We start from the raw sequence: 17,663 nt of genomic DNA, 5'->3' as shown, positions 1-17,663 counted from the left end.
GACTGCGGGGGATAAGCTTCGTAGTCGAGAGGGAAACAGCCCAGATCACCAGCTAAGGCCCCTAAGCGTGTGCTAAGTGGAAAAGGATGTGGGGTCGCATAGACAACCAGGAGGTTGGCTTAGAAGCAGCCACCCTTTAAAGAGTGCGTAATAGCTCACTGGTCAAGTGGTTCCGCGCCGACAATGTAGCGGGGCTCAAGCACACCGCCGAAGCTGTGGCATTCACATTTTTACCTCGCTTGGACGTGATTCCTTGTGCAGGTGTGTGGATGGGTAGGGGAGCGTCGTGCCGGGGGTGAAGCAGCGGGGTGACCCAGTTGTGGACGCGGCACGAGTGAGAATGCAGGCATGAGTAGCGAAAGAAGGGTGAGAAACCCTTCCGCCGGATGACCAAGGGTTCCAGGGCCAGGCTAATCCGCCCTGGGTGAGTCGGGACCTAAGGCGAGGCCGAGAGGCGTAGTCGATGGACAACGGGTTGATATTCCCGTACCCGCGAAGGAGCGACCCTGATGAACCTCGTTGTGCTAACCACCCGAACTGCCGGCGACCTTCGGGTCAATGGTGGGGAGCGTGGGAACCTGGCGGGTAGTAGTCAAGCGATGGGGTGACGCAGGAAGGTAGCTGAGCCCGGCCGGTGGTTGTGCCGGGGTAAGCGTGTAGGCCGTGTCATAGGCAAATCCGTGGCACATGAAGGCTGAGACGTGATGCCGAGCCGATTCAGGTGAAGTCAGTGATCCTATGCTGTCGAGAAAAGCCTCTAGCGAGTTCCGAGCGGCCCGTACCCCAAACCGACACAGGTGGTCAGGTAGAGAATACCGAGGCGATCGGGCGAACTGTGGTTAAGGAACTCGGCAAATTGCCCCCGTAACTTAGGGAGAAGGGGGGCCGGAGACGTGAAGCCCCGCGCGGGTGGAGCGTTGTATGGCCGCAGAGAGCAGGGGGAAGCGACTGTTTACTAAAAACACAGGTCCATGCGAAGAAGTAATTCGATGTATATGGACTGACGCCTGCCCGGTGCTGGAACGTTAAGGGGACCTGTTAGCTCTTTCGGGGGCGAAGCGGAGAACTTAAGCGCCAGTAAACGGCGGTGGTAACTATAACCATCCTAAGGTAGCGAAATTCCTTGTCGGGTAAGTTCCGACCTGCACGAATGGCGTAACGACTTCCCCACTGTCTCAACCACAGGCCCGGCGAAATTGCATTACGAGTAAAGATGCTCGTTACGCGCGGCAGGACGGAAAGACCCCGGGACCTTTACTATAGCTTGACATTGGTATCCGAATTAGCTTGTGTAGGATAGGTGGGAGCCGGTGAAGTCCATACGCCAGTATGGGTGGAGGCAATCTTGAAATACCACTCTGGTTGATTTGGGTATCTAACTTCGGACCGTTATCCGGTTCAGGGACAGTGTCTGGTGGGTAGTTTAACTGGGGCGGTTGCCTCCTAAAAGGTAACGGAGGCGCCCAAAGGTTCCCTCAGCCTGGTTGGCAATCAGGTGTTGAGTGCAAGTACACAAGGGAGCTTGACTGTGAGACTGACAGGTCGAGCAGGGACGAAAGTCGGGACTAGTGATCCGGCACTTGCGTGTGGAAGCGGTGTCGCTCAACGGATAAAAGGTACCCCGGGGATAACAGGCTGATCTTCCCCAAGAGTCCATATCGACGGGATGGTTTGGCACCTCGATGTCGGCTCGTCGCATCCTGGGGCTGTAGCAGGTCCCAAGGGTTGGGCTGTTCGCCCATTAAAGCGGTACGCGAGCTGGGTTTAGAACGTCGTGAGACAGTTCGGTCCCTATCCGCCGTGCGCGTAGGATACTTGAGAAGGGCTGTCCCTAGTACGAGAGGACCGGGACGGACGAACCTCTGGTGTGCCAGTTGTCCCGCCAGGGGCACGGCTGGTTAGCTACGTTCGGAAGGGATAACCGCTGAAAGCATCTAAGCGGGAAGCTCGCTTCAAGATGAGGTATCCCACCCACATTGTGGGGTAAGGCCCCCAGCTAGACGACTGGGTTGATAGGCCGGAAATGTAAGCCCGGTAACGGGTTCAGTTGACCGGTACTAATAGGCCGAGGACTTGACTACTAAGCTGCTACGCGTCCACTGTGCAACTCCCGACAAACGAACAACAGACCCGTTGGGTGTTGTTTGATATGTCGATAGAGTTACGGCGGTCATGGCGGAGGGGAAACGCCCGGTCACATTCCGAACCCGGAAGCTAAGCCCTCCAGCGCCGATGGTACTGCACTCGGGAGGGTGTGGGAGAGTAGGACACCGCCGGACAATCTTCCAGTCGAGGGCCGCCCCATCCGGGTCGGCCCTCGACTGCGTAGCGCCGCGCCACCACCGGCGCAATCAGGAAGGATGTACCCCGTGAGTTCAGGACCGCAGGGCGGAGACCGCCCCCGTCGTTACGACGACCGCAGCGACCGGTCGGGCGAGCGCGACCGCGCGCCGCGGCGGGACGACCGTGACCGGCCGCCGTACCGCGGCGACCGGGACAACCGCGGCGGCCCGCGCGGCGACCGCGAGGGTGGCTTCCGGGGTGGCGAGCGCCGTGAGGGCGGCTTCCGTGGCGGTGACCGCGACGGCGGTACCCGAGGCGGGGACCGGCAGGGCGGCTTCCGGGGCGGTGACCGTCGCGAGGGTGGTTTCCGCGGCGGTGACCGCGAGCAGGGCTTCCGGGGCGGTGACCGGGAGCAGGGCTTCCGGGGCGGTGACCGTCGCGAGGGTGGTTTCCGCGGTGGTGACCGCGACCAGGGCTCCCGTGGCGGAGACCGTCCCGGCGGGTTCCGCGGTGGTGACCGTCGTGAGGGTGGCTTCCGTGGCGGTGACCGGGAGCAGGGCTTCCGGGGCGGTGACCGTCGCGAGGGTGGTTTCCGCGGTGGTGACCGCGACCAGGGCTCCCGTGGCGGAGACCGTCCCGGCGGGTTCCGCGGTGGTGACCGTCGTGAGGGTGGCTTCCGTGGCGGTGACCGGGAGCAGGGCTTCCGTGGTGGCGATCGTCGCGAGGGTGGCTTCCGCGGCGGTGACCGCGAGCAGGGCTTCCGCGGTGGTGACCGTCGCGAGGGTGGTTTCCGCGGTGGTGACCGGGAGCAGGGCTTCCGGGGCGGTGACCGTCGCGAGGGTGGTTTCCGCGGTGGTGACCGCGACCAGGGCTCCCGTGGCGGAGACCGTCCCGGCGGGTTCCGCGGTGGTGACCGCGAACGCGGCTACCGCGGCGGTGACCGCGAGGGCGGGTTCCGCGCCGGCGACCGGCAGGGTGGCTTCCGACCGGCCGACCGTGACGCGGACTTCCGCGGCGGCGACCGGACTGGCTTCCGGGGTGGCGAGCGTCGTGAGGGTGGCTTCCGCGGTGGTGACCGCGAGGGGGGCTTCCGTGGTGGCGAGCGTCGTGAGGGTGGCTTCCGGGGTGGTGACCGCGAGGGGGGCTTCCGTGGTGGCGAGCGTCGTGAGGGGGGATTCCGTGGTGGCGAGCGCCGCGAGGGGGGCTTCCGTGGTGGCGAGCGCCGCGAGGGTGGCTTCCGCGGCGGCGACCGTCGTGAGGGTGACTCCCGCGGTGGTGACCGTCGCGAGGGTGGCTTCCGCGGCGGTGACCGCGAGCAGGGCTCTCGTGGTGGCGAGCGCCGCGAGGGTGGCTACCGCGGTGGCGACCGTCGCGAGGGTGGCTACCGCGGTGGCGACCGTCGTGAGGGCGGTTTCCGTGGTGGCGAGCGCCGCGAGGGTGGCTTCCGTGGTGGCGACCGCGAGGGTGGCTTCCGCGGCGGCGACCGCCGTGAAGGTGGGTTCCGCGGCGGGGACCGTGACGGTGGCTACCGGGGCGGAGACCGTGACGGCGCGGCGCGGCGTGACGAGCGCGGGCCGCGTCCGGAGCGGGCGGGCGAGCGCGTCGAGGCGCCCGCGCTGCCCGACGACATCGTCGCGACCGACCTGGACAAGGACGTCCGCGCCGAACTGCTGTCGCTGGCCAAGCCGGTCGCGGAGAACGTCGCCCGGCACCTGGTCGCGACCGGTCAGCTGATCGACGACGACCCCGCCGAGGCGCTGGCGCACGCGCTGGCCGCCCGTCGGCTGGCGTCCCGCATCGCCGCGGTCCGGGAGGCGGTTGGCCTGGCCGCGTACCACGCCGGGGAGTGGCAGACCGCGATCGCCGAGCTGCGTACGTACCACCGGATGACCGGGCTGCAGAGCCACCTGGCGGTGCTGGCGGACTGCGAGCGGGCGCTCGGCCGACCGGAGCGGGCCATCGACCTGTTCCGTGGTGCCGACCGGGACGCGCTCGACCCGGCAACCGCCATCGAGCTGCTGATCGTCGCCGCCGGCGCGCGTGGAGACCTCGGCCAGAAGGACGCCGCGGTCGCCATGCTCCAGGTGCGCGAGCTGACCAGCGACGCGACCGAGGCGTGGACCGCCCGGCTGCGGTACGCGTACGCCGACGCGCTGCTCGCGGTCGGCCGGCGCGAGGAGGCCCGCGAGTGGTTCTCCCGCGCCGCGGAGGTGGACGCCGAGGGCGACACCGATGCGGCCGAGCGGCTGCTCGAGCTCGACGGGGTGATCATCGAGGGCGACGAGGAGGACGAGGAGTCGGCGGAGGAGATCGCCGCCGGCCCCGGCGCGCCCGGTGCTGTGCCGGCCCGGCCGGACACCGACCTCGTCGGCGACGACGACGCCGGCGAGCGTGAGCCGGACGTGCCCGCCGAGGTGCTCCCCGAGGCGGCGGCCGAGCTCGACGAGACGGCGGCCGACGGCGACGCGGCGGTTGACGACGCCGACGTGCCCGACGACGACACCGACGCGACGGATGACGACGACGCCGACCTCGCGACGGTGACCCGGGACGACGCCGTCGGCAGCGGCGGGGCGGACGATCCCGACCTGGCCGTTCGTGCCGGCGCCGAGGCTCCCGCGGGCCACGACGAGACGGGCCCGGTCGCCCGGTGACCGGAGACGCCGGGGCGCGGCTGGTCGACGGGTACGCGCAGGTCGTCTTCGACCTGGACGGCGTCATCTACCTGATCGACCGGCCGATCCCCGGCGCGGTCGAGGCGGTCGGCCGGCTGCACGCCGAGGGGCGGGCCGTCGCGTACGCGACGAACAACGCGTCGCGTCGGTCCAGCCAGGTCGCCGACCTGCTCACCGGGATGGGCGTGCCGGCCCGGCCGGAGGAGGTGCTGACCTCCGCGGCGGCCGCCGCCGAGTTGCTCCGGGACCGGCTGCCGGCCGGCGCCCCGGTGCTCGTGGTCGGCGCCGAGGCGCTGCGCGCGGAGATCGCCGCGGTGGGTCTCAGCCCGGTCGACCGCGCGGACGAGTCGCCCCGGGCGGTGGTGCAGGGGTACGGGCCGCAGGTCGGCTGGACCGACCTGGCCGAGGCGACGGTGGCGGTGCGCGGCGGCGCCACCTGGATCGCCACCAACACCGACCGCACCCTCCCCAGCGGGCGGGGGCCGCTGCCCGGCAACGGATCGCTGGTGGCCGTGCTGCGTACGGCGCTCGACCGGGAGCCGGACGTCGTGGTGGGCAAGCCGGAGCCGGGACTGTTCGCCACCGCCGCGCGCCGCGTCGACGGAGGCCGGACGCTGGTGGTCGGCGACCGGCTGGACACCGACATCGAGGGCGCGCGGCGGGCCGGGTTGGACAGCCTGCTCGTGCTCACCGGCGTCAGCGACGTACCCGAACTGCTCGCCGCCGAGCCGGCGCGTCGGCCCACGTACGTCGCACACGACCTGGCGGGGCTCTTCGACCCGGCGGCGGTGGTCCGGGTGCCGGGCACGACGGACGCCGGCGGCTGGTCGGTCACCGCGCGGGACGACCGCTTGGAGCTGAGCGGCGCCGGACGGCCGCTGGACGCGCTGGCGGCGCTCTGCGCGGCGGCCTGGTCGGCGTCGGCGGTCCCACCGGTCCGCGCCGGATCTCCGGAGGCCACCCGGGCGCTGACCGCGCTCGGCCTCCCCGACTGACCGCGGCCCGGCTTCCCGGCTGGGTGACTATCGCGTCGGCGGCTGGCCGGCTCCGCACCCACCCACGCCGGGTGGCACATCACGGGGTCAGACTCGCCGCGCCGGAGGGCCGTCGGGTCAGGCTCGCCGCGCCCCGGGCCGTCGCGGTCAGGCTCGCCGCGCCGGGGGCCACCGGGCGCGGGGCCGTCGGTCAGAGCAGCTTGCGCAGCTTCATCAGGTCGAACGGGTTGGCCTTGATCGACACTCGCCGGGAGGCCACAGCGCGGGCGATGTCGAGGTCGCCTCGGACGAGCGCGAGCAGGTCGTCGCTGCTGGTGCTCAGCGCGATCTTGGCCTTCGGGTCGTCGCCGTCGGTCAGGTCGACCAGCCGGCCGTCGGCCAGCCGGCCGTGGAACGCGGTGTCCAGGTCGGTGATCCGGCAGGCGAGCGTCCGGTCCAGGTCGATCCGCTCCCGGACGGTCTCGGCGTTGCTGTCCAACCGAGCGGCGAGCTGCTGCAACGCCTGCCGACACTCGTCCACGCTGGCCACCCGTCGCCTCCTCGCCGTACGCCACGCCGTCCCCGGCACCGTACCGCACAGGGCGGTCCCGAGGGCCCGGTAGCGTGACACCTGCACACCCCTGCCCCGTGGAAGGACTCAGGCATGCAGGACGCGTGGCGCGCCTACCTCGAGCTGGCCATGGGCCTGACGGAGGCGCCCCGGAAGAAGGCCCAGGACGCGGTGCGCCGGCTCGCCGGTTCGGGCGGCGCGACCGCCGCCCAGCTCCAGGCGCTCGGCGAGGAACTCGTCTCCACCGGCATGGCTAACCGGGAAGCCCTGACCAAGCTCGTCCGGTTCGAGGTCGACCGTGCGCTCGGCGCGGTCGGGCTGGCCACCGCCGAAGAGGTCGGCGAGCTGACCCGTCGCGTGCACGAGCTGGAGCGGCAGCTGCGGGAGGCCCGGGCCATCGGTCTCGGCGCGGCCGAGGCCGCCGCGCCGACGGGCGGTCCGGCCGCCGGGGCGCCGGTGGGCCCACCGTCCGCCCCCGCGCCGGTCACCCCCGCGCAGACCGGTTTTCGCCCGGCCACGGACCCGTCCGCCCCGCCGGCCCCCGGTCCGGTGCCGTCCACCGGTTCGCTCTCCGCCCCGGTCTCCGAGCCGCCCGCGAAGAAGGCGGCGGTGAAGAAGGCGGTCGCCAAGAAGGTCGTGGCCAAGAAGGCGGTGGCCAAGAAGGCCGTCGCCAAGAAGGCCGAGCCCGGCAAGGCCGTGGCGCGCAGGTCGCCGGCGGCGCTCAGCCCGACCGGGGGCGAGGCCGAGCCGGCCCGGCCGCCGAAGAAGGTGGCCCGCAAGCAGCCGCCGGGCGGTGCCGCGTGAGCCGGCCGACCACCTCCCGGAACCGGTCGTGACCGGCCCCATCCACCCGGGTCCGCCCGGGGCCCGGCCCGGCCCGCCGCCCGGCGGCCCGCAGGCGTCCCGTCCCGTCCCGGCACCCGGCGGCCCGCAGGCATCACGGCCCGGCCCGCCACCGTCCGGCGGTCCGCAGGCGCACCGGCCTGGCCCGCCACCGGGCGGTGTCCTGGCGTCCCGGCCCGGGCCGCCGCCCGGTGTGCGTCCGGCCCCGCCGCTCGCTGACGGGGACCTGGCGGAGGAGGGGCACCCGGCGGTCGACGCGGCCGTGCGGGCGATGGTCAACGCGGCGTCGCTGGCCCCGGCCGACCAGATCGCCCAGTACGAGGCGGCGTACGAGACGCTGCGCGAGACCCTCGCGACCATCGACCAGGCCTGAGACCGGAGAACCCCCATGGCACGTCGCAACCGGCTGGACGCCGAACTCGTCCGCCGCGGCCTGGCCCGCTCCCGTGAGCAGGCCGCCGCGCTGGTGGAGGCCGGCCGGGTCCAGCTGCGCGGTGTGCCGGCCCGCAAGGCGGCCGCGATGGTCGACCCCGCCGACGCGCTGCTGGTCACCGGCGAGGACCCCACCTCGGAGTACGTCTCCCGGGGCGGTCACAAGCTGGCCGGCGCGCTGGCCGCGTTCGGCGGGTTGCCGGTCGCCGGTCGGCGTTGCCTCGACGCCGGCGCGTCGACCGGCGGGTTCACCGACGTCCTGCTGCGCGCCGGCGCGGCCGAGGTGGTCGCGGTCGATGTCGGCTACGGGCAGCTCGCCTGGTCGCTGCGGACGGACGAGCGGGTGCGGGTGTTCGAGCGGACCAACGTCCGTACGCTCACGCCGGAGGCGGTCGGCGGCCCGGTCGACCTCACCGTGGCGGACCTGTCGTTCATCTCGCTGCGGCTGGTGCTGCCGGCGCTGGCCGGCTGCACCCGCCCCGACGGCGACCTGGCGCTGATGGTGAAGCCGCAGTTCGAGGTCGGCAAGGAGCGGGTGGGCGCCGGCGGGGTGGTCCGCGACCCGGAGCTGCGCGCCGAGGCGGTGCTCGGCGTGGCCGCGGCCGCCGCGCAGCTGGGGCTGGGCCTGGCCGACGTGGCCGCCAGCCCGCTGCCGGGGCCGAGCGGCAACGTCGAGTTCTTCGTATGGTTACGCCGGGGCGCGCCGCCGGCCGACCCGGAACGGGTGCGGGCGGTGGTCGCGGCCGGGCCGGAGGGCCCGACGACGGCCGGCGAGGTGCCGGGCGCGGCGGCGGAGGAGGTCGCAGGGTGAGCGGGAACAGCGGGCGTCGCACGGTGGTGGGTGCGGGCCGGCGTGCCGGGGTCGGACGGCGGTCCCGGTGAGCCGGTCCGCCCTGCTGGTCACCCACACGGGCCGCCGGCGCAGCACCGAGCACGCCCGGGCGGTGGCGGCGGACCTGATCGACGCGGGGTTCGAGGTGCGCGTGGTGGCCGAGGAGGCCGACGACCTCGACCTTCCCGGTGTCGTTCCGATCAGCGGTCCGGAGGCCGCCGAGGGCGCCGAGATCGTCTTCGCGCTCGGTGGGGACGGCACGTTCCTGCGGGCGGCGGAGCTGGCCCGGCCGGCCAAGGTGCCGCTGCTCGGCATCAACCTGGGCAAGGTGGGCTTCCTCGCCGAGGCGGAGATCGACGACCTCGACAGCGCGGTGCGTGACGTCGTCGGGCGCAACTACACCGTCGACGAGCGGCTCACCCTCGACGTCACCGCCGAGTTCGATGGCGGGCCGACGATCGAGTCCTGGGCGCTCAACGAGATCAGCGTCGAGAAGGGGGAGCGGGCCCAGATGCTTGAACTCCTCGTCGACGTGGACGGTCGGCCGCTGTCCCGGTACGGCTGCGACGGGGTGGTCTGCGCCACGCCCACCGGCTCCACCGCGTACGCGTTCTCCGGCGGCGGGCCGGTGGTCTGGCCGGAGGTGGAGGCGTTGCTGCTGGTGCCGATCAGCGCCCACGCGCTGTTCAGCCGGCCGCTGGTCACCGCGCCGACGTCGACGTTCGCGATCACCGTGGATCCGTTCACCACCCTGGCCGTGCTCTGCTGCGATGGTCGGCGGGTGTACGACCTGCCGCCGGGGGCGCGGGTGACGGTCCGCCGGGGCGCGCTGCCGGTGCGGATCGTCCGGCTGCGGGACCGCCCGTTCACCGACCGGCTGGTGGCCAAGTTCGGCCTGCCCGTGCACGGCTGGCGCGGCTCGCGCCGCTGACCCGCCTGCCGGAGGTCATCAAGATCCCTCGGCGGTAACCCGCCGGACATCTACGGGTCCGTCAGGTGCCCGCCCGGTGTCCACCTGGCGACATGTCGCCGGTGCGGCGGGCCGCGGCTAGTGACCGTGCGTCGATCCGCGTCGCAAACTCCGATCGGTCGATCTCTCTGAGACCGCCACCGGAGTAGAGGAGCGCATCGCATGCACAGGCCCCCACGCTGGCTGACCGCCGGCGCGGTCGGCGCGCTGGTCGTCGGACTCGCCGCACCGGCGTCCGCCGACCCGCCCGCCCGGCCCACCGGCCCGAACCCGGGTCCGACCGCCCCGGGTACCCCGCCCGTCCGCATCACCCTGATCACCGGCGACCAGGTCGACCTCGTCCCGGCGGCGCCCGGCCGGGTCGCCGCCACCGTCCGCCCCGGCCCGGGCCGGGAGCGGATCACGTTCCACAGCCTGGAGGTCGACGGCGGGCTGCGGCTGCTGCCCAGCGACGTCGTGCCCTACGTCTCCACCGGGGTGCTCGACGCCAACCTGTTCGACGTGCAGGAGCTGGCCGCCGAGGGCTACGGCGACGCCGCGCAGGGCGCGCTGCCGCTGATCGTGCGCTACCAGGAGCCGGCCGCCGGCCGGGTCCGGCCGCTCGCCGGCGCCGCCGACGCCCGGCCGCTGGAGAGCATCAACGGCGCCGCGATGCGGGTCGGCAAGGGCGACCTCGGCGGCCTGTGGACGACGCTGCGCGGCGCGCCGCAGGCGCGTACCACCGGTGCCGCGCCCCGGCTCGGCGGCGGCATCGCCCGGATCTGGCTGGACGGGCGGGTCCGCCCGACGCTGGAGCACAGCGTGCCGCAGATCGGCGCCCCGGCGGCCTGGGCGGCGGGCCGGGACGGCAGTGGCGTGAAGGTGGCGGTGCTCGACACCGGCGTCGACGCCGCCCACCCGGACCTGGCGGGCCGGATCGCCGAGGCGCAGGACTTCTCCGGCGCCGGCAGCGCACGGGACGGGCACGGCCACGGCACCCACGTGGCGGCCACCATCGCCGGCAGCGGCGCCGCGTCGGACGGCCGGCGCAAGGGCGTCGCGCCCGGCGCGCAGCTGCTGGTCGGCAAGGTGCTCGACGACGGCGGCTCCGGCTACAGCTCGAGCATCATCGCGGGCATGGAATGGGCCGCCCACTCCGGCGCGAAGGTCGTCAGCATGAGCCTCGGCGGCTCCGCGACCGACGGCACCGACCCGATGAGCCAGGCGGTCAACGACCTGACCGCCGAGACCGGGGCGCTCTTCGTGATCGCCGCCGGCAACGAGGGCATGCCCCGCAGCGTCGGATCGCCGGGCGCGGCGACCGCGGCGCTCACCGTCGGCGCGGTGGACCGCGACGACAACCTGGCCGAGTTCTCCAGCCGCGGTCCGCGGCTCGGCGACAACGGCCTGAAGCCGGAGATCACCGCGCCGGGCGTCGGCATCATCGCCGCCCGCGCCGCCGGCACCACCATGGGTACGCCGGTGGACGACGCGTACACCCAGGCGTCGGGGACCTCGATGGCGACCCCGCACGTGGCTGGCGCGGCGGCGATCCTCGCCCAGGAGCACCCGGACTGGACCGCCGGGAAGCTCAAGGACGCGCTGGTCAGCACCACGAAGGCCAACCCGGAGCTGACCGTCTTCGAACAGGGCGGCGGCCGGGTCGACGTGGCCCGGGCGCTCGGCCAGCGGGTGTACGGCTCGGCGACCGCCGACTTCGGTCGGGTGAACACCGGTGGCGCGGCGGTCGAGCGGACCGTGACGTACACCAACGGCACCTCGGCGGCGCAGACCCTGCGGCTGGCCCTGGAACTGCGCAACCTGGACAGCAACGCGGCCGAGACCGACGGGGTCTCCGTCGGCGGCGGTGAGGTGACCGTGCCGGCGGGCGGCAGTGTGGCCGTGCCGCTGCGCGCCGACCCGGCGAAGCTGGACCGTGGCCCGCACGGCGGCTGGCTGGTGGCCACCGGCGCGGACGGTGTCGCGGTCCGTACGGCCGTTGGGCTCACCCTCAGCGGCCCGCTGCACACCGTCACCCTGCGCGCGCTGGACATGGCCGGGCAGCCCGGCCTGGCGTCGGTGCTCACGCTCTTCGGCGAGCACCCCGAGTCGGACCACATCGGGTGGGTCCCCGGCGAGGCGCAGGTGCAGGTCGAGGAGGGCCCGTACCTGCTCGAGGGGCTGATCGAGCACGGCGCCCCGCTGGACGAGCAGATCACCCTGGTCACCGACCCCGAGCTCATGGTGGACCGCGACCTCACCGTGGTGCTCGACCCGCGCAAGGGCACGCCCGTGCGGATCGAGACGCCGAAGCCGACCGAGCAGCGGGCGGTGATCAGCTTCTACGAGCACCGGGTCTTCGGCAACGGTCGGCAGGTCGACCACGGCGTGATGTACTTCAGCACCATCCAGCAGGTGAATGTCACGCCGACCCGGCCGGTGCGCCAGGGCGAGTTCGAGTTCGCCTCCCGCTGGCAACTGGTGGCGCCCATGGTGGACGCCAAGGTCGGCAACGTCTCCGGCGCGTTGGACATCAACCTGCTGCACCAGTCGCCGGCTCCGACCGGCCGGCGGAAGCTGCCACTGGTGTGGGCGGGCGACGGCACCGCCGCCGAGCTGGCCCGGGCCCGGGTCCGCGGTGCGGCCGCGCTGGTCGCCGGCAGCTACGACCGCGCCGAGGAGGACCAGATCGCCGACGCCACGGCGGCCGGCGCCGCGATGGTGCTCATCGTCCGCCCGTCGGACCGGAGCGCGTGGACGGTCTGGCGCCCGGACGGGGACCGTCTGCCGATCCCGTCGCTGGTGGTCGCGTACGACGACGGCCAGCGCCTGATCGCGGCGGCCCGGAAGGGCCGGCCGACCCTGGACGTGACGCTGACCGTGGACAGCCCCTACCTGTACGACGTGTGGCAGGTCGCCAAGAACCGCGTGCCGGAGCGGATCGTGCACACGGTCACCGCGAAGAACACCGCCGAGGTGACCACCCGCTACGGCGACGTCGGCGGCGCCGAGTGGGCCACCGAGCAGCGGTTCGGATGGCGTCCCTGGCAGGAGTACTCCTGGAACGACGAGCAGCGGCTGGTGCGTACCGGCACCACCCGGCAGGAGTTCGTCAGCGCCGGTGACTCCTGGTGGCAGCAGCGGGTGCTGCACCGGCTCACCTGGTCCTGGGGGCCGCTGCTCGGCGGGCTCACCCAGCAGCCCCGACAGTACGCGGCCGACGACCGGGTCACCGAGACCTGGCACGCCCCGGTGGTCCGCCCGGCCGTGCCGGCCGGCGGCGGGGCGCGGGTGCCCACGCGCACCGGCGACACGCTCGACCTGCGGGTGACCGAGTTCGTCGACGCCGACGGCCACCACGCTCCGGCTCGCGGCAGCGAGGAGCCGGACACGGTGCAGGCCCGCCTGAGCCGGGACGGACAGCAGATCGCCGACCTCTCCGGTGGCTGGGCGCCCGTGCTCACCACCCCGGGCTCGGCCCGCTACCGGCTGGACCTGACCACGGCACGGTCCTCGGACGAGTGGCGCTACGCCACCCGGACCGAGACGGCCTGGCAGTTCACCTCGGCCCGCCCGGCCGGGGACACCGCCGCGCCGCTGCCGCTGCTCCAGGTCGACTACCACGTGCCCGCCGACCTGCGCGGTGAGGTGCCCGGTGGCCGGTCGCACCGACTCGGTCTGACCCTGCGCCAGCCGGCCGGGGTCTCCGCGCCGACCGGCACCAGCCTCCGGGCCGAGGTGTCGTTCGACGGCGGGCGGACCTGGCGGAAGGCGCCGGTGCAGGGCCACGGCACCCGGTTCACCGCCACGGTTCCGGCCGGCCGCGGCACCGTGTCGCTGCGGGTGCACGCGAGTGACCGGGCCGGCAACACCGTCGACCAGACCGTGCTCGACGCGTACGGCCTGCGCTGACGCGGGGCGGGGCGGGGCGGCGTGTGCCGTCCCGCCCCGTCGCCCGTCCGGCTCAGATCCAGCCGCGCCGGGCGACCTGGAAGGCCAGCCCGGGCCGGGTGTCCACGCCGGCGACCGCCATCAGGTCGGCGAGCCGGCGTTGCACCGTACGCCGGCTCACCCCGAGCTGGGAGGCGATGGACTTGTCCGGCACGCCGGCCACGAAGAGGGACAGCAGCCGGACCTCCTCGGCGTCCGGGCGGTAGCCGCCCGTCGCCCGGTCGGCCGGCAGGGCGGCGGAGCGCAGCGGCGTCGCCATCGACCAGTGGCTCTCGAAGAGGGCGAGCAGCGCGTCGAGCAGTTGGCTGCGGCCGATCACCGCGGCGCTCGTCTCCCCGACGTCCCGCTCCGGCACCAGCGGGCAGATGGCCGTCGTACCGTCCACGATGGCCAGTCGGACCGGCAGCCGGTCGATGACGCGGGCCTGCTCGCCGGCGCGGACGCCCTGCTCGACGTCCTCCAACGCGCCCGGTTCGAGGAGCATCTCCCGTTCGTAGATGGCCCGGTAACGCACACCGCGGGCCAGCGCGTCGAACTCCTCCACGTTCTCCTGGCCGAGCATGGCCAGCGGGTTCGCCCGGCAGAACCAGAGCACCTCGACCCGGGCCCCGTTCTGGAGGTCACGCAGGCGGTCGCGGAGCACCTGGGCCCCGGTGATCACCTCCACCAGGTGGTCGGCGTCGTGCCGGCGCATCCCGGCCCGGTACTCCTCGGTCAGCTGGGTGACCGCCGCCCGGGCGACCTCGAGGGCCTCCTGCCGGCGCAGCAGCGCCGCGCCGAGCGGAATGTCCGGTGCCAGCGGCCGCAGCGGCGCGTCCGGCTCCGGGCCGGTCGCCACCACCAACCCCTTGCCGCGCAGGGCGTCGAGGTGGGCGAGGATCTCGGCGCGGGGGCGGCGCAGCCGCTCGACCAACTCGTCGACCCGCGCGACCGTGAGCTGGACCAGGCAGCGGTAGAGCTCCTCGTCGCCCGGGGTCAGGCCGATCACGTCCAACACGGGGCAGAACTGTACGACGCCGTCGAACGGAGGACGACGCGGCGTCCGCCGGCTGGTCAACTGTCGGGCCCCGCGTCTACTGTCAGGTGCTGTGCTGGAAGAGCTGCGCATCACCGGACTGGGCGTCATCGAGGACACCACGCTGCCGTTGACCGGCGGCATGAACGTCATCACCGGCGAGACCGGTGCCGGCAAGACCATGGTGGTGACCGGCCTCGGCCTGCTCTTCGGCGGCCGGGCCGACGCCGGGCGGGTGCGGGCCCAGCCGGGCCGGGCCGTGGTGGAGGGGCGGCTGCGCCTGGCCGGCCGGGTGGCCGGCACGGTGCACGCCCGGATCACCGACGCCGGCGGCGAGCCCGACGACGACGGCTCGCTGCTGCTGAGCCGCACGGTCACCGTCGAGGGGCGGTCCCGGGCGCACCTGGGTGGGCGGAGCATGCCGGTGTCGATGCTCGGTGAGGTCGGCGAGCAGGTGGTGGCGGTGCACGGCCAGTCCGACCAGCTGCGACTGCTGCGCCCGGCCGAGCAACGGGCCGCGCTGGACCGGTTCGCGGGGCCCGAGCACGAGAAGCTGCTCGACGCGCTGCGCGAGGCGTACACGGGCTGGCGGCGGCTGGTCGACGACCTGTCCGACCGGCGGCGCAACGCCCGGGAGCGCAACCAGGAGGCGGACCTGCTGCGGCTCGGCCTGGACGAGATCACCCGGGTCGACCCGCAGCCCGGCGAGGACGACGAGCTGAAGGCCGAGGCGCAGCGGCTGGAGCACGCCGAGGGCCTGCGCACCGCGGCGCAGATCGCGCACCAGTGCGTGGCCGGGGGAGCGGAGGCGGCCGACGACACCCCTGACGCGGCCTCGCTGCTCGGCACCGCTCGGCGCACGCTGGAGGCGCAGGCCGGCACCGACGCGGCCCTGGGCGACCTGGCCGCCCGGCTGGAGGAGGCGGCGACCCTGGTCACCGACGTCTCCGCCGAGCTGTCGGCCTACCTCGCCGCGCTCGACGCCGACCCGGCCCGCCTCCAGGTCGTCTACGAGCGCCGCGCCGCGCTGCGGGCGCTGACCCGCAAGTACGCCGACGACGTCGACGGGGTGATCGCCTGGGCCGAGCGGGCCCGCACCCGACTGTCCGAGCTGGACACGTCCGACGAGCTCCTCGACGAGCTGGAGCGGGAGTCGCAGCGGCTGGCCGTCGAGGTGGCCGAGCTGGCCGGGCGGGTGTCGGCGTCCCGACAGGAGGCGGCCACCCGGTTCGCCGAGCAGGTCACCGTCGAGTTGGCCGGGCTGGCCATGCCGCACGCCCGGATCGAGGTGGCGGTGCTGCCCCGGCCGGCCGGGCGGGCCGAGCCGTCGCTGGCCGTCAACGGGGTCGAGGTCGGCGTCGGCCCGGACGGCGGCGACGAGGTGGAGCTGCGGCTGCTGGCCCACCCGGGCGCGCCCGCGCTGCCGTTGCAGCGGGGCGCCTCCGGCGGCGAGCTGTCCCGGGTGATGCTCGCCATCGAGGTGGTCTTCGCCGGCTCGGGCGGCCCGCCCACCCTGGTGTTCGACGAGGTCGACGCCGGTGTCGGCGGGCGGGCGGCGGTGGAGATCGGTCGCCGGCTGGCCCGGCTGGCCCGCAGCCACCAGGTGCTCGTGGTCACCCACCTGCCGCAGGTCGCGGCGTTCGCCGACCGGCACCTGGTGGTCGCCAAGGACACCGGCGGCGCGGTGACCACCAGCGGCGTCCGGGTGGTGGAGGACACCGAGCGGGCCCGGGAGCTTGCCCGGATGCTCGCGGGTTTGCCGGACTCGGATCTGGGTATCGCGCACGCCGAGGAGCTTCTGGCCGTGGCGGCCAAGGAAAGGCGGTCGTGACCGCCGGTATTGTGAGCGCAAGCACACCGGCGTGCGCTCTGGTGTGCTTCCCTGGGTAGGCGGCCCTGCTCAGGCATGTCGCGACAGAAAAGCCTGCCTCACATGCCAGGATGGTCACGATGCGTCTACCCACGTTGCGCCGGACCCGGAACGCGGTCCCGGGCAGTGTCCTCGGCACCGCGCGCCTCGACCGCCGGACAAAGCGGCTGGTCGGCCGGCTCCGCCCCGGTGACATCGCGGTGATCGACCACGTCGACCTGGACCGGGTGGCGGCGGACTCGCTGGTCGCTGTCGGTGTCGCGGCGGTGCTCAACGCGAAGCCGTCGGTCTCCGGGCGCTACCCGAACCTCGGCCCCGAGGTGCTGATCGGCGCGGGCATCCCGCTCCTGGACGACCTGGGTGAGGGGATCTTCGAGCAGGTCCGCGAGGGTGACACGGTGCGGATCGAGGGCAATACGGTCTTCGTCGGCGACGAGCCGGTGGCGCACGGCAGCCTGCAGGACGCCGAGACGGTGGCCAAGGCGATGGCCGACGCCCGAGAGGGGCTCTCGGTCCAGTTGGAGGCGTTCGCCGCCAACACCATGGACTACCTGAAGCAGGAACGGGACCTGCTGCTCGACGGCGTCGGCGTGCCGGAGATCCAGACCCAGATCCAGGGGCGGCACTGCCTGATCGTGGTCCGGGGCTACGACTACAAGGCCGACCTGGACGTGCTGCGCCCGTACATTCGGGAGTTCAAGCCGGTGCTGATCGGCGTCGACGGCGGGGCGGACGCGCTGGTCGAGGCCGGCTACACCCCTGACATGATCATCGGCGACATGGACTCGGTGACGGACGACGTGCTGCGCTGCGGGGCCGAGGTGATCGTGCACGCCTATCCGGACGGGCGGGCGCCCGGGCTGCCCCGGGTGGCCGGTCTGGGCGTTCCGGCGCTGACCTTCCCGGCCGCGGCCACCAGCGAGGACCTGGCCATGCTGCTGGCCGACGAGAAGGGCGCCTCGCTGCTGGTCGCGGTGGGCACCCACGCCACCCTGGTGGAGTTCCTCGACAAGGGGCGTGGCGGCATGGCCTCGACGTTCCTCACCCGGCTCAAGGTCGGCGGCAAGCTGGTCGACGCCAAGGGTGTGAGCCGGCTCTACCGGCAGAGCATCTCCGGCTCGTCGCTGCTGCTGCTGGTGCTCTCCGCGGTCGCCGCGATGGCGTCCGCGGTGGCCGTCTCCACGGTCGGGAAGGCGTACCTGGGCGTGGTCTCCGAGTGGTGGGACAATTTTGTGTTCCAGCTGGGCCAGCTCTTCTAGCTCCCGACG

The 17,663-nt window shown here is 73.2% G+C and carries 12 protein-coding genes and 2 rRNA genes (1 of these 14 only partly in view); 11 read left to right on the top strand and 3 right to left on the bottom strand.

Features of this window, described 5'->3' with window-relative positions; translation table 11 throughout:
* Both O7603_RS09615 and rrf read left to right on the top strand, forming a co-directional pair.
* A 23S ribosomal RNA gene (locus O7603_RS09615) occupies positions 1 to 2,081 on the top strand; it begins 1,029 nt to the left of the window's first position.
* Positions 2,082 to 2,162: 81 nt separating this feature from the next.
* Positions 2,163 to 2,279: ribosomal RNA gene (gene rrf, locus O7603_RS09610) — 5S ribosomal RNA — on the top strand.
* A 96-nt stretch (positions 2,280 to 2,375) separates the two neighbouring features.
* On the opposite strand, the gene O7603_RS09605 is transcribed toward rrf, so the two are convergent.
* Entirely contained in the window at positions 2,376 to 4,049 is a 1,674-nt protein-coding gene (locus tag O7603_RS09605) for a hypothetical protein (protein ID WP_281576926.1), read from the bottom strand.
* On the opposite strand from O7603_RS09605, the gene O7603_RS09600 reads away from it, so the two are divergent.
* On the top strand, positions 3,960 to 4,937 hold the full coding sequence (locus O7603_RS09600; protein ID WP_281576651.1) for a Replicase polyprotein 1ab: 978 nt from the start codon (positions 3,960 to 3,962) through the stop codon (positions 4,935 to 4,937). The two genes, O7603_RS09605 and O7603_RS09600, sit on opposite strands and share 90 nt — an antisense overlap.
* Positions 4,934 to 5,953 (top strand): HAD-IIA family hydrolase, encoded by a 1,020-nt coding sequence (locus O7603_RS09595; RefSeq protein WP_281575344.1) that lies wholly within the window; start codon positions 4,934 to 4,936, stop codon positions 5,951 to 5,953. The genes O7603_RS09600 and O7603_RS09595 overlap by 4 nt, the downstream gene beginning before the upstream one ends.
* A 190-nt stretch (positions 5,954 to 6,143) precedes the next feature.
* Here the strand turns inward: O7603_RS09595 and O7603_RS09590 are convergent, their stop codons facing one another.
* Positions 6,144 to 6,482, bottom strand: a complete 339-nt coding sequence (locus tag O7603_RS09590; RefSeq protein WP_281575343.1) for an SCP2 sterol-binding domain-containing protein — start codon at positions 6,480 to 6,482, stop codon at positions 6,144 to 6,146.
* A gap of 114 nt (positions 6,483 to 6,596) precedes the next feature.
* Between O7603_RS09590 and O7603_RS09585 the strand changes: the two genes are divergently transcribed.
* From O7603_RS09585 to O7603_RS09565, 5 genes are all read left to right on the top strand, one after another.
* Positions 6,597 to 7,307 carry a hypothetical protein gene (locus O7603_RS09585; protein ID WP_281575342.1) on the top strand — a complete coding sequence of 237 codons (711 nt, stop codon included), beginning with the start codon at positions 6,597 to 6,599 and terminating at the stop codon, positions 7,305 to 7,307.
* A gap of 202 nt (positions 7,308 to 7,509) precedes the next feature.
* Positions 7,510 to 7,719, top strand: a complete 210-nt coding sequence (locus O7603_RS09580; RefSeq protein ID WP_348651074.1) for a hypothetical protein — start codon at positions 7,510 to 7,512, stop codon at positions 7,717 to 7,719.
* A gap of 15 nt (positions 7,720 to 7,734) precedes the next feature.
* Positions 7,735 to 8,589 carry a TlyA family RNA methyltransferase gene (locus tag O7603_RS09575; RefSeq protein ID WP_281575340.1) on the top strand — a complete coding sequence of 285 codons (855 nt, stop codon included), beginning with the start codon at positions 7,735 to 7,737 and terminating at the stop codon, positions 8,587 to 8,589.
* A gap of 67 nt (positions 8,590 to 8,656) precedes the next feature.
* Entirely contained in the window at positions 8,657 to 9,541 is an 885-nt protein-coding gene (locus O7603_RS09570; protein ID WP_281575339.1) for an NAD kinase, read from the top strand.
* A 201-nt stretch (positions 9,542 to 9,742) separates the two neighbouring features.
* A complete protein-coding gene (locus tag O7603_RS09565) occupies positions 9,743 to 13,471 on the top strand; it encodes a S8 family serine peptidase (protein ID WP_281575338.1) in 3,729 nt (1,242 codons plus the stop codon).
* A gap of 52 nt (positions 13,472 to 13,523) precedes the next feature.
* Here the strand turns inward: O7603_RS09565 and O7603_RS09560 are convergent, their stop codons facing one another.
* The gene (locus O7603_RS09560) at positions 13,524 to 14,507 is read right to left on the bottom strand and encodes a helix-turn-helix domain-containing protein (protein WP_281575337.1); all 984 of its coding nucleotides are present in this window, start codon (positions 14,505 to 14,507) and stop codon (positions 13,524 to 13,526) included.
* 91 nt (positions 14,508 to 14,598) lie between these two features.
* On the opposite strand from O7603_RS09560, the gene recN reads away from it, so the two are divergent.
* Positions 14,599 to 16,356, top strand: a complete 1,758-nt coding sequence (gene recN, locus O7603_RS09555; RefSeq protein WP_281575336.1) for a DNA repair protein RecN — start codon at positions 14,599 to 14,601, stop codon at positions 16,354 to 16,356.
* A gap of 119 nt (positions 16,357 to 16,475) precedes the next feature.
* On the top strand, positions 16,476 to 17,654 hold the full coding sequence (gene steA, locus O7603_RS09550) for a putative cytokinetic ring protein SteA (RefSeq protein ID WP_281575335.1): 1,179 nt from the start codon (positions 16,476 to 16,478) through the stop codon (positions 17,652 to 17,654).
* The last annotated feature ends 9 nt before the right edge of the window (positions 17,655 to 17,663 follow it).

Source organism: Micromonospora sp. WMMD812 (assembly GCF_027497215.1).
GTDB lineage: Bacteria > Actinomycetota > Actinomycetes > Mycobacteriales > Micromonosporaceae > Micromonospora.
The sequence above is the reverse complement of the archived record's forward strand: the minus strand, read 5'-3'. Positions and strand labels throughout refer to the sequence as shown.